Raw genomic sequence first — 12,577 nt, 5'->3', positions numbered from 1 at the left:
CAGTCATTAAAGGGAACCAAAAGTAAATATGATTTACAACAGAAAGCTGGGACACCTTGAGCAAGCTATGGAAATCTTAAATAGCCGTGCTAAAACCTGGAACATAGTAACTATTAGTCGCATCAAGGGCTATATCTGTGAAGAAACTCTAACACAGGCTTTAGACGTGATTCAATGTCGCCACCCTCGTCTAAATTCTCGAATTGTCAAATATAATAATAGTCTGATCTTTCAAAGTCAAAAAACAGCAACTATTGCTTTACGCGTTGTCAAAAAGTTAGACAATGAGCAGTGGCAAGAAGTAGTTGATGAAGAAATGAACAACGGAATTGATAGTAGCAAAGGTTTGCTGCGAGTTGTTCTTGTTCATCTCTTGGGTCATGAGCATATAAGTTATCTAATTACAACAATACACCATGCGATCGCAGATGGTTTATCATCCATCCAACTTCACTCAGAAATATTGACTTGTTGTCAAAAAATTGTGTCCGGCGAACCAATTAATCCATTTATTAGCTTAACTCCACTTCCACCCATCGAAGAACTAATGCCCCAATGGACTAAGGGATTCAGGGGTAGGATAAATAGCATTATCTTCTTATTGCAGCTTGGGTTGCAAAAAATCTGGAATCGGCCAAAAACATTAGGTTTTGAAAAGTATGTATCCATTGCAAAGCGTAGTTGCAATATTATTCACAGACAACTTGACCAAGACCTAACCCAAAAGTTTGTAAATCATTGTCGGCAAGAAAATACAACAGTGCATAGTGCTTTGTGTGCTGTGCTGATGTTTACAATAGGAACAAAAATAATTAAAGGTAATAGAAAAAAAGTACGAGTAAACTGCCTATCATATTTTGATTTGAGGAGACATCTGGAACCAGAAATCAGTGATGATCAGATGGCTGTATTAGCCTCCTCTATTATGGCATTTCATACTATAGGGAGAAACACTTCTTTTTGGAAATTAGCCCGTGAGGTGAAACAAAAACTAGAAGTTAGTAAAAAATCCGGTGATCTCTTTAAAATGATTTTGATTGCCAAGCATCTCATAGATTTTTGTTTTATCTATCCCAAGCAAGTAGCTGCCACAGTATCTGTTTCTAATGTTGGTAAAGTAAATATTCCCAAACATTATGGTGAATTTGAACTAGAAGAAATTAGTTTCGCTGGCTCCCATGCTTTGTATGCAGGTGTTTTTGTTATCCATGCATCAACTTTTCAAGGAAAAATGCTGTTAAATTTTGTTTTTTCTCAACCTTCAATTAGCCCAAGCACTATGGAGCTTCTTGTCAACAATGTTATGTCTTATATTCATGAAATTTGCAATTTGGATTTAGACTCTTCTTTAACGTACAAATAGGCATATTTATTGCTCATTTGATATTCTTAAAAATCAATACTTTGAAACAATTAGGAGATTATGAAACTATGAACGCATCAGAAATTATAGCAAACCTTACTCAACAGGGTGTTCATTTGTGGGTTGATAACGACAAATTAAAGATTCGCTCACCCAAAGGCATAATCACATTAGAAATGCAAGCAGAAATAGTTGCTTGCAAAGCGGAGATTGTGGCATTTCTACACGAGATGGATGTCGCGACTGATTTAGATTCTGTCCCTTTAAGTCAAGGACTCAATTTACAGACTATTGGTCGTCTAATTGGTGGATTTTCAGAGCAATCATCTGTAGAGTATAAGCCGCCAATTATCGATCCTAAAGTTATGGCTCAAAAGCTGATAGTTACATTTAAACCTTTGCCTAATAGCTACAAAAATCAAGAGATTCGGAAATTTCGCCAAGAATTGGAAGTTAAGTTGAGAGATTATGGGGTCAAAGTTTTATCTTGGGAGGAAGCGATCGCAGAATTTAACTATGACTTAACAATTCCGATAATTAACAAAAATAAAAAATTTAAGTTTAAGGGAGTTAAATCAGAAGTTAATGCAATTATTGATGTAGAAATACCTCCTTCTATTTTAAGAAAAGCTGGTATTTTTGCAGCAGAGCTTCTCTATCAATTTTATTCTAAATTTGTTTTAAATGGTCGCAAAATACCTGTTATAAAAATGGCTCGATTGAGCAGTTGGGCTGAGGATCATGCAGCTAAGTACGTTGACAATCCTAGCAAAACTCAAGTAATTGTACTTACTGAAATAGACCATGATTTTATCAACCCTCTGATTCCGTATAAACAAAAAATCAATATTGGCTTAAACACTTTAATCAGAACGTTTTCAGAAATTGTTATTGGAGTATCATCTGATAAAATTTCTATATTAAACATGAATCTTTCAGACTCTATTTTCTCGAAAAATGAGATAGAACGGTTTGTTTTAAAATCATTAATTCCTAAAGTTTTTGTGCCAATCGCCCCACTTTTATTGAGTCGATTTGAGATAGGACAGTATAATCCTCAAGAATCTAGCTATGCTGTAAAATTAGTGAAATTGGGGCAGGAATTGGCATCCACAGGCTTATTCCCTCCTGGCTTTAAGTTGGATGAAGTGATTAAAAGAAAATCCCATAGAGATATTGTCAGCGTCATCATAAATGGTAGGACAGGTGTCTCTTATGGCTTTGTTGCTTATGTTGAACCTCCACAATATTTTGGAGATGTAGAAGTAACTGAAAATGAGTGGGAAGGTCTATTACCTGTTAAAGGATTTAGTAGTAACGAACTTCGTCAAAATGAAAAAGGTAGGCGCTATGCCAAAATCAAAATCCTAGAAAAATATGTATTTAGGCAAATACCAGATATTTGGCTTGTAAGTTCTCGTTCAGGGTCAAATAAAACAGACTTGAATATCGCTGACGATATTATCAGAATTGGTTTGAAAGAAAAGCTATATCTGCAACTACCTAAAGTGATTCGTTCGGAGTTAGCAGATATGAAACCTTCTTATGATATTTATGTCATGCTTGCGATTAGCCTCTCTGCGGCTTTGTATACACCAGAATTAATTAAAAATGGTGCGCCAATTGTCCATTTCCACGGCTACCCAGCATTTGATTGGTTTAAACCAAATGAATACTGTGTTGGGGTAAATAATCCTTCAGTACCTTGTGGAACCTATGAATCTGGTGTATTCAACTTTCTAGGTATTTCTAGTTTGGCTGAACAACAAGCAAGAAACATATCTCTAGTTAGTTTGATAGAACCAGATCATGGGACAAATTTTATAGCTAATGACTTGGATTATCTAGTCGAAAGATTGAAAGCCGGCTGTACAGATGGGCAAGTTGAACTAGGTGGAAAACATTTCGCTTCTCTGAAATCGAAGCTAGAAGAATGCAAAATCTAAATTTGTGAAAGAGGCTTTTAATTCTCACTGTTTAACCAAGAATTGGAAAGCATGATTCTCTTTGCTGCGGAACACGTGCGCGTAGCAAGCTTTAAGAGTAGCGCATGAGACAGCAAAGCTGAAGCATTTAATCAATAATAAGCTTAGGTCATTCGCATAAAAATGCTAGAGCGTTATTTCTAGCATTTTTATACGGATGAATTTTTGATTTTTACAAAAAATTACTCAAGTATTGATCAAGTTGCGTATGAGTTGCATTTGAGTTGCATTTGAGTATCGCGCTGTCATAATATGCTTATAAATCACAAGCGAATGAGATTTATAGCTAGTATTGAAACCACTTTGACTATATGTAATAAGTGGATAAAACACCTGAATTTGTACCAATAGTACAGTGGTAGATTAAATCTGTGAACATCGAAAACCAAACTCTTCTCATCACAGAAATTAATGGATTTATCGGCTTGCGTTTTGCTGAGTTAGCTATAGCAAAGGGAATGAAAGTCCGTGGACTGCAAAGTTCCCCAGATAAAGCTAAAAAAGCGCAAAAACTCGGTGTTGAGGTGATTGTTGGTAGTGTTACTAATCCAGCTGCTGCCCAAATGGCTTGTCAGGGAGTAGATGTAGTTGCACATACGGCTGAACTAGCTAAAGAAGGTGGGTCAATTGACCATTTTCGTGAGGTAAATGTTAGGGGCACTGTCAATATAGCTAAAGCTGCTAAGAATGCTGGTGTCAAAAACTTTGTGCATCTTTCGAGTGGTATGGTCTATGGTTTCAACTATTGCGATCGCATCACAGAATCTGGGCCGTTGTCTGGCGAAAATAATCCTTACTGTCAGACAAAAATAGAAGCTGAAGAAGCAATATTACAACTGAATTCCCCGCCAGATTTTGGCCTCATCATCATTAGAGCAGGTGATGTTTATGGCCCAGGAAGTATTCCCTGGATAGTCCGACCCATTCTGATGATGCGCCAAAAAGAATTTGTCTATGCCAACGATGGGAGGGGAGTTATCAATCATGTATACGTAGATAACTTGATTGATGCTATCTTTTTGGCGATTGAAAAAGAAACCTATGGTGAAATATTTAATATCACTGATGGACAAGAAACATCTTGGAAAGAATATTTTACTTATTTGGTAGACATAGCAGGTGTGCCTGCGCCTAATTCTCTGCCAAAAGATGAACTTAAACTTCTGATAAAACTACGTTCCCAAGGACAAAAACTATTTGGCAAGAAAGCCGATATTCTGCCAGAATCTATAGATTTCATCACTCGCCCCTATGCTTATTCTATTGTTAAAGCAGAAACAATTTTGGACTACAAACCAAAAATTGATTTACAAGAGGGGATGCAGCGCATACAGGAATGGCTGAGAAAAACAGACATTCAAAAAATAATTGAATCACCTTAGTGGATTTAGAAAGTTTTCATACCAAGTGTTAAACCATCATGCATAGATATCAAGTGTTAGACCATTATCCATAGATATCAAGTGTTAGACCATGAATAAACAACCTCTTCGCATTGCGATTTTACAGCATTATATGCTCCGTTCATGTCGGGGGTTTCTATGGGAGTACACCAGCGGGTTCGCTGGTTGCTACAGCAAGGACATGAAGTCTTTCTAATCCATCCTGAAGTCAATGAGCTATACCCCAAAGAAGTTCGCGATCGCCCCATGTTAAGTATATTTAGTCCCTAAAATTGTTTCTAATTCGGCTCTAGAACGAGTGTCAGCAGCAGTAAACAAGCAGAAATCGGAATTGGCAACTGATACCTTTAACTGTTCTACTTCTTGCTGTAGTTCTAAGATTGTTTTCTGTAACTCACATATTGCCTTGCCCTGCTCAATAATTATCTCTACCAGTTCTTCTTTTGATAACTGGTTCAAGCTTTCTCGGTCTAAAACAGTACGGCAGGTTTTGGTTTATATTTGTGATACTCCCCCTCAAGTGTCCCCTTTGTCAATACTCTGCCACCTGAATCCTTACCTTTAACTTGATACTAGGCTCAAGCAGCAAGTCCAGTAGTCAAGAGAATATCTGTATACTACATAATAAAAATTATATTAGTTTGAAAGCGATTTTTAGTAAATTTACTTAGTACAGTCTATAAGAATTACATTATATAAACGAAATATTACCGTGATTTGGTGAAGGCATTTATATATGTAAATGGTTCATTTCAGAGAATCTACGGTAACAAAAATCAAAGCGATCGCGGTACTTTAATTTCAATAAACCTTACATTATCAGGTTAAAAAACTCAAAAAGGATGACGGATAAAGAATGTAGAAGCTCTAGCTGCTACTCGATTATAGCCTACGGCTAGTACGGTAAAGCCCTGAGGAACGCCGAATCTGTTCTGATGAAGAGTAAGCACTTCACTTTCTAGGCATCTGCGGGTCTACAGACGTTTGAGGCTAAAAACCTCTTCTTTGGGGCTTTGGTGAAGACTTATACAATGTATAGATTTTTATGATGGAATTTTTAAATAATTTTTTCTCTACTAGCCAGTTTATCCCTCACGGACATTGCTACCTCTGGAAACCAGGGTTGGTGTGGTTGCATCTGGTTTCAGATGTGTTAACTGGACTTGCTTATTATTCAATTCCAGTGATGTTGGTTTATTTTGTCCGTAAACGACGAGATGTGCCTTTCGGCTGGATATTCCTGATGTTTGGCGCATTCATTGTTGCTTGTGGCACAACCCATTTGATGGACGTGTGGACGCTTTGGCATCCTACCTATTGGCTATCAGGGTTACTCAAAGCTATCACCGCTTTCGTCTCAGTATTAACTGCTATACAACTTGTGCCATTAATCCCACAGGCACTAGCTCTACCTAGTCCTGCCCAACTAGAGGCTGCAAACTACCAACTAGCAAAGGAAATTGCTGAACGCATACGGACTGAGGAGGTGTTGAGAGAAAGTGAACAACGCTGGCAATTAGCTTTGCGTGGCAATAATGATGGAATTTGGGACTGGAATGTTAAAACCAATGAAGTTTTCTTCTCGGTTCGCTGGAAGGAAATGCTTGGTTACGAAGACCACGAAATTTCTAACCATTTAGATGAATGCGTGACACGAGTGCATCCTGACGAACTTGACTGGGTGACACAAACAATTCAACAGCATTTTGCTCAGAAAACACCGTTTTACACTATTGAGTATCGAATTTTATGTAAAGATGGCACTTACAAATGGATTTTGGATCGAGGTCAAGCCCTGTGGGATGAAGACGGTAACGTAGTGCGGATGGTTGGCTCACATACTGACATCACTGAGCGCAAGCAAGCAGAGAAAGCACTGAGTAATCTACTTAACCAACTAGAAAGCATAGTTGAACAACGAACAGCAGAGTTAACAAGAATTAATCAATCACTACAGGCAGAAATTACTGAGCGCCACCGAATGGAACAAGCATTGCGAGAAAGCGAACAGCGATTCCGTGCTGCATTCCATCAAGCTGCTGTTGGTATCGCTCATGTAGCAATAGATGGAAGGTGGTTGTTAGTTAATCAGAGGCTTTGCAATATTCTCGGTTACACACCCGAAGAACTACAGTTGCTAAGTTTCCAAGATATTACTCACCCAGATGATCTTAGCGCCGACCTGAAATATATTGACCAGATTCTGGCAGATAATATTCAAACTTACTCGATGGAAAAGCGCTATTTCTGCAAAGATACTTCCATAGTTTGGGTTAATCTCACTGTGTCTTTAATGCGCGAACTTAGTGGGGAGCCAAAGTATTTTATTTCTGTGGTCGAAGACATTAGCGAACGAAAAGCCGCGCAGCGCGATCGCAAGCAGTGGGAAGAGCAAATGCAAGCATCACTCTTAGAAAAAGAGGTGTTATTAAAAGAAATTTACCATCGTGTCAAAAATAATTTACAGGTTATTTCTAGTCTGTTAAGCTTGCAATCTGCTTATATTAAAGATAAACACGATTTGGTAATATTCAAACAAAGCCAGCAGCGGATTGCATCAATGGCTTTAGTTCACGAAAAATTGTATCAGTCTCAAGACTTGGCAAGAATTAATTTTGGTGAATATATTCGAGATTTAGTAGCAAGTTTATTTAGTGCATATGAAGTAAACGAAGATGCGATCGCTCTGACAATAAATATCGATGATCATGTATTTCTAGGCTTGGATACAGCAATTCCTTGTAGCTTAATCATCCATGAGCTTGTATCAAATTCCTTGAAATATGCGTTTCCATCAGGTAGAAATGGTACAATTTATATCGGAATCAAAAAAAATAATGAACATGAAGCCACACTTATAGTTAGCGATAATGGAATTGGTTTACCATCAAATTTTAATTTTAAAAACATGGCCTCTTTAGGCTGGCAGTTAGTAGATGCTTTAACCAATCAACTTGGAGGAAATATCAATATCCAAGGTGCTAGGGGAGTAGAGTGTGATCTAACGTTTGCATTAATTTAAATATAAAATCACTATAGTATGATAAACGCAAAAATTTTAGTTGTGGAAGATGAAGCTATTGTTGCTAAAGATTTACAGCATCGACTTATAAAATTTGGTTACACGGTTCCTGCTATCGCTTCTTCAGGAGAAGAAGCAATTAATAAAGCAGTAGAAATATGCCCAGATATAGTGCTAATGGATATTAAGCTAAAAGGTTCAATGGACGGGATAGAAGCTGCCCAAGAAATATATAAGCGTTTAGATATTCCAGTAATTTATTTGACTGCTTATGCAGATGAAAAGACGTTAGAACGGGCCAAAATAACTGAGCCGTTTGGCTATCTTCTGAAACCTTTTAAAGAAAAAGAATTACAAATAAATATTGAAATAACTCTTACAAAGCATGGTTTAGAAAGGCAATTAAAGGTAAACCAAAAATGGCTAGATGCACTTTTAAGAAGTATCGGTGATGGTGTGATTGCTAGCGATCTGAAAGAATTGGTAATTTTTATGAATCCTGTTGCTGAAAATCTAACCGGATGGAAACAAGAAGAAGCTTGTGGCAGAAATTCATCAGAAGTATTCAATATTGCCAATGCAGAAACTCATAATCCTATTGAAAGCCCAATCATCAAAGTTCTTCAAGATGGTATTATAGTCAATCTCCCAGCAGAAACTATTTTGATTGCTAAAGATGGTGCAGAAAGACCAATTGATGACAGCGCTGCACCAATTAAAGATGATAAAGATAATATTACAGGCGCTGTGTTAGTTTTTCGAGATATTACTGAGCACAAACGAGCGATTGAGGCGCGTAAAAAGCAAATTGAGCAAGAGCAACTTGTGATCCAATGGGAGGAGATAAATCAACTCAAAAATGACTTTTTGAATTTGGTTTCCCACGAACTGCGATCGCCTCTGAGCAATATGAAGATGATGATTCAAATGATACAATTATCTCCTGGTACTGAGGAAGCTCAACGCTATCTACAGCTGATGGAAAGCGAGTGCGATTGCGAACTAGGATTAATCAACGATCTACTAGACTTACAACGCCTGGAAAGCTCATCCTATCCAGTTCTTACACCTGATGCGTTAGTCTTACAACAGTGGATACCTTGGGTTATTGAGCCGTTTCAAATTCGTGTTCAAGAACATCAGCAAACTCTACAGCTAAATCTCCCTTCAAATCTCCCGCCGCTATTCTCAGATGGCATTAGTTTGGAACGGATCTTAGTAGAATTGCTCAATAATGCCTGTAAATACACACCTGCTGGTGGTGAAATTAACCTAAGTGTACGTCACAATTCCTCGGAAGCGCCCACAAAAACTATTATTACTACCAGTAATTCAGCAGAAATTGCGATAACAGAGTTACCACGAATCTTTGAGAAATTTTATCGCCTCCCGAATGCAGACATCTGGAATCAAGGTGGTTCGGGATTAGGTTTACCTATAGTACAGAAATTAGTCGAACAACTGCAAGGAAACATTCAAGTAGAAAGCGGTAACGGATGGACGACATTCACGCTCACGTTAACTGACTTATAGGTTTTTAGCTTCTATTACAGGACTTACGCAAAATAATGAAAAAACGAACCGCAAAGGACGCAAAGGACGCAAAGGAATAAGAGTTTGAGAGAGTTATTGCGTAAGTCATAAATTAATCCAAATTATTGAATCCAGAAAAACTCCAAGAGTTGCCGTGAAGCGGAGCGGAACATGGGTATCAAGCCCCGTCTTTCTAAGACGTTCTTGATTGGTCGGAGTACAAGCTCCGTCCAATCCTCCCCCCTGCTCCCTGCTCCCCTGCCTCTTTTGACAATTGATGCCAATGGTTGCCAGAAATAGATTCTTAGGTTAATCACACGCTCCTGATACCTAACATTTGTCTCCTAACAAGAGCATGGCCAGATTGAACATCAAACCAGTGAATATCCTCAGGGGGCAATGCTAGTGTAATATCCTCGCCACTCCAATTTTGGTCTGTTGGTAACAAAGCACGTACCGTAATCGCTTCGGTTTGTGAACCCTGAATCTTAACACTGACCAAATAGTGCATACCCAAGTTTTCCACTAAAAATACTCGCCCTTGGATAGTCTGTGTATCACCTGGTTGAGCAATGCGAACATCTTCTGGGCGAATTCCTAGAACAATTTGCGGTGGTACAGTTGGTATATCTGGAAGAAGCACTTGAAAGTTACCCACGATCGCATATTGTCCCCTACAAGGTAAAGTCAGCAAATTCATTTGCGGACTACCAACAAATCCAGCCACAAATAGATTAGCTGGATGGTTATAGATGCGCTCAGGCGGGTCAAGTTGTTGGACATAACCATCGTTGAGCAATGCAACTTTCGTGGAAAGCGTCATCGCTTCGGTTTGGTCGTGGGTAACGTAGACAACTGGCACTTTTTGTGCTGCAAAAATTTGCTTAATATCGGCTCGGACTCGTTCCCGCAGTAGTGCATCCAGGTTACTTAAAGGTTCATCCAGCAGGTATACATCGGCATTACGCACCAAAGCACGACCGACAGCAACCCTTTGGCGTTGACCTCCAGACATTTGGCCAGGCTTACGGTTCATTAACTCTGCTAATCCTAAAACTTCTGCTACTTCTGCCACTCGCTGTTTAATTTCTGTAGGTGGTACTTTTTTCAGCTTGAGTCCAGAAGCAAGGTTTTCGTACACCGTCATGTGGGGATAAAGTGCATAGCTTTGAAATACCATTGCAATGTTGCGATCGGCTGCTCGCTTATAGGTGACATCCACATCCCCAATCTTGATCTGACCGCGAGTAGGTTCTTCAAGACCCGCAATCATTCGTAGGACGGTGGATTTGCCACAGCCAGAAGGGCCAAGTAAAGTGAGAAACTCATGGTTATCTACAGTTAAGCTAACGTCTTTGACAGGGACGACTTTAGGATTATAGGTTTTGTTTAAGTTTTTGAGTTCGAGTTTAGCCATTTTGATTTTTATCCTTTGACAGCACCAGCGGTAAGACCTTGGACAATCCGGCGCTGGAAAAACAAAACTAGTAAAATTAGGGGTAACGTCCCCACGACAGTTGCAGCAGCGATCGCACCATAGGGAATTTCAAATACTGTCGCACCACCCAACTGAGCAGCAGCAACGGGAATTGTCTTCAATTCTTCACGGGTCATAAACGTCAGAGCGAAGATAAACTCGTTCCAAGCAAAAATAAAGGTGAGGATTCCAGTAGTTACTAAGGCAGGAAGGGTCATGGGTAGCACAATTTGCCACAAAAGTTGAAAAGTATTGTAGCCATCGACCCTAGCGGAATCTTCCAAGTCTTTCGGCAATTGTTGAAAAAAGCTTCTGAGTACTAAAATTGTTAGCGGCAAATTTATCGCAGTATATGGTATAATCAGCGCCAAATAATTGTTGCCCAATCTAAGCGCCTGGATAATTTCTAACAGTCCTAAGAACAAGAGAATTCCAGGAAATAAGGTCACGACTAGAACGCTGGCGAGGATAGCTCGTTCACCCCAAGGGCGTAACCGTGCGAGAGCATAAGCCGCAGGTGCGCCGATCGCTAAAGATACAGCTGTGGAAGTTATCGACACAAAGGCACTGTTGAAGATGTAGCGCCAAAATGGACGACGGGTGAATAATTCAATGTAGTGATTGAAAGTGAATCGCGTAGGGAAATAAACAGTCGGAACGGCGGCAATATCCTCATTCACTTTAAACGAGGTCAGCAATTGCCATAAGGCTGGTGCTAGGCTGAATAGCACTATTAATACAACTATGATGAACAGCAAGATTTTTTTCAGAGAAAACTTGGTTTTCCCTGTTTGTCTTGGAATCGTTGGAACTGATTCTGGAGTTACACTCATGGGTTAAATGGCTCCTGATGTTTTGGCACGGTATTTGTTAAGCAAGAAACTAGCGATCGCTACCGCAGCAATCAATATTAAAAATGTCACCACTACAAGGGCTGCTCCATAACCAAAATCTAAGTAGCGCATCACCGTCGAGTAAATGTACAATGACACCACTTCCGTAGCGCCACCAGGGCCACCGCCAGTCATCACAGCAATCAAGTCGAAAATCCCGAAAGCTTGAGCAAACCGAAATAGCACTGCAATTAAGATTTGCGGCAGTAGCAGTGGCAGGGTAATATTGCGGAAGCTTTGCCAAGCAGTTGCCCCATCGACTGAATAAGCTTCATAAAGGTCTTGTGATATCGACTGTAAGCCAGCTAGCAGCAAGATACTGATAAAAGGTGTGGTTTTCCAAACATCAGCAAAAACCACTGCTATCATCGCCAGCGTTGGATCTCCTAACCAGTTAATCCCAGTTTCAATCAGTCCCAACCGCCGCAGAATATCGTTCACAACCCCAAACTGGTCGTTAAAAATCCAAGCCCACGCCAGACCAATCAGAGCGGTAGGCAAAGCCCAAGGTATAATCGCGGTTGTACGCACTATGCCCCGCCCAAAAAACGCCTGGTTGAGAACTAGGGCAACCCCCAGTCCTAGCAGTAGTTCTGTGATTACGGATGCTGTTGTGAAGACGGTTGTCGCCCACAAACTCTGCCAAAAACGACCATCCCCCGCCATCCGCACATAATTGTCCAAACCAGAGAATACGGGTTGTAGCTCTGTTCCCAGATTTCTAGTAAATACGCTTAACCAAAATGCTCGTAAAATCGGGTAGGCAAATACAAACAACAGCAGCAGCAATGCGGGTGTTAGTAATATCCATGCTGTCTGTTGTTCCCGACTTCTGAGTGTATGTAAATTAGTCATTTGTCATTTGTCATTGGACGTTGGGCATTGGCAAAGAGGAGGCAGA

At 39.7% G+C, this 12,577-nt stretch carries 8 protein-coding genes and 2 pseudogenes; 6 read left to right on the top strand and 4 right to left on the bottom strand.

Features of this window, described 5'->3' with window-relative positions; all coding sequences use genetic code 11:
- Positions 1–28 precede the first annotated feature (28 nt).
- From F8R90_RS32385 to F8R90_RS32370, 4 genes and pseudogenes are all read left to right on the top strand, one after another.
- The gene (locus F8R90_RS32385) at positions 29–1,363 is read left to right on the top strand and encodes a phthiocerol/phthiodiolone dimycocerosyl transferase family protein (RefSeq protein WP_196514151.1); all 1,335 of its coding nucleotides are present in this window, start codon (positions 29–31) and stop codon (positions 1,361–1,363) included.
- A 68-nt stretch (positions 1,364–1,431) separates the two neighbouring features.
- Entirely contained in the window at positions 1,432–3,309 is a 1,878-nt protein-coding gene (locus F8R90_RS32380) for a hypothetical protein (RefSeq protein WP_196514150.1), read from the top strand.
- Between the two features lie 410 nt (positions 3,310–3,719).
- Positions 3,720–4,730, top strand: a complete 1,011-nt coding sequence (locus F8R90_RS32375; protein WP_196514149.1) for an NAD-dependent epimerase/dehydratase family protein — start codon at positions 3,720–3,722, stop codon at positions 4,728–4,730.
- A 91-nt stretch (positions 4,731–4,821) separates the two neighbouring features.
- Positions 4,822–5,000 (top strand): annotated as a pseudogene (locus tag F8R90_RS32370) (glycosyltransferase family 1 protein); the annotation flags it as partial.
- A 90-nt stretch (positions 5,001–5,090) separates the two neighbouring features.
- Here the strand turns inward: F8R90_RS32370 and F8R90_RS33280 are convergent.
- Positions 5,091–5,250: pseudogene (locus F8R90_RS33280) on the bottom strand (IS66 family transposase); the annotation flags it as partial.
- A 546-nt stretch (positions 5,251–5,796) separates the two neighbouring features.
- Between F8R90_RS33280 and F8R90_RS32360 the strand changes: the two are divergent.
- The gene (locus tag F8R90_RS32360) at positions 5,797–7,773 is read left to right on the top strand and encodes a PAS domain-containing sensor histidine kinase (protein WP_196514148.1); all 1,977 of its coding nucleotides are present in this window, start codon (positions 5,797–5,799) and stop codon (positions 7,771–7,773) included.
- An 18-nt stretch (positions 7,774–7,791) separates the two neighbouring features.
- Positions 7,792–9,306, top strand: a complete 1,515-nt coding sequence (locus F8R90_RS32355) for a hybrid sensor histidine kinase/response regulator (protein ID WP_196514147.1) — start codon at positions 7,792–7,794, stop codon at positions 9,304–9,306.
- Between the two features lie 313 nt (positions 9,307–9,619).
- On the opposite strand, the gene F8R90_RS32350 is transcribed toward F8R90_RS32355, so the two are convergent.
- The 3 genes from F8R90_RS32350 to F8R90_RS32340 are packed head-to-tail and all read right to left on the bottom strand — an operon-like array spanning position 9,620 to position 12,531.
- Complete coding sequence (locus F8R90_RS32350; protein WP_196514146.1) at positions 9,620–10,723, bottom strand: ABC transporter ATP-binding protein; 1,104 nt, start codon at positions 10,721–10,723, stop codon at positions 9,620–9,622.
- A gap of 8 nt (positions 10,724–10,731) precedes the next feature.
- Positions 10,732–11,616: a carbohydrate ABC transporter permease gene (locus F8R90_RS32345; RefSeq protein ID WP_196514145.1), complete on the bottom strand. Its 885-nt coding sequence runs from the start codon at positions 11,614–11,616 to the stop codon at positions 10,732–10,734.
- Between the two features lie 3 nt (positions 11,617–11,619).
- Positions 11,620–12,531, bottom strand: a complete 912-nt coding sequence (locus F8R90_RS32340) for a carbohydrate ABC transporter permease (RefSeq protein WP_196514144.1) — start codon at positions 12,529–12,531, stop codon at positions 11,620–11,622.
- Between the last annotated feature and the right edge of the window lie 46 nt (positions 12,532–12,577).

Origin of the sequence: Nostoc sp. NZL (assembly GCF_015714705.1) — a bacterium.
GTDB lineage: Bacteria > Cyanobacteriota > Cyanobacteriia > Cyanobacteriales > Nostocaceae > Nostoc > Nostoc foliaceum_A.
Note: the sequence above shows the minus strand (reverse complement) of the source record. Positions and strands in the feature narration are given on the sequence as shown.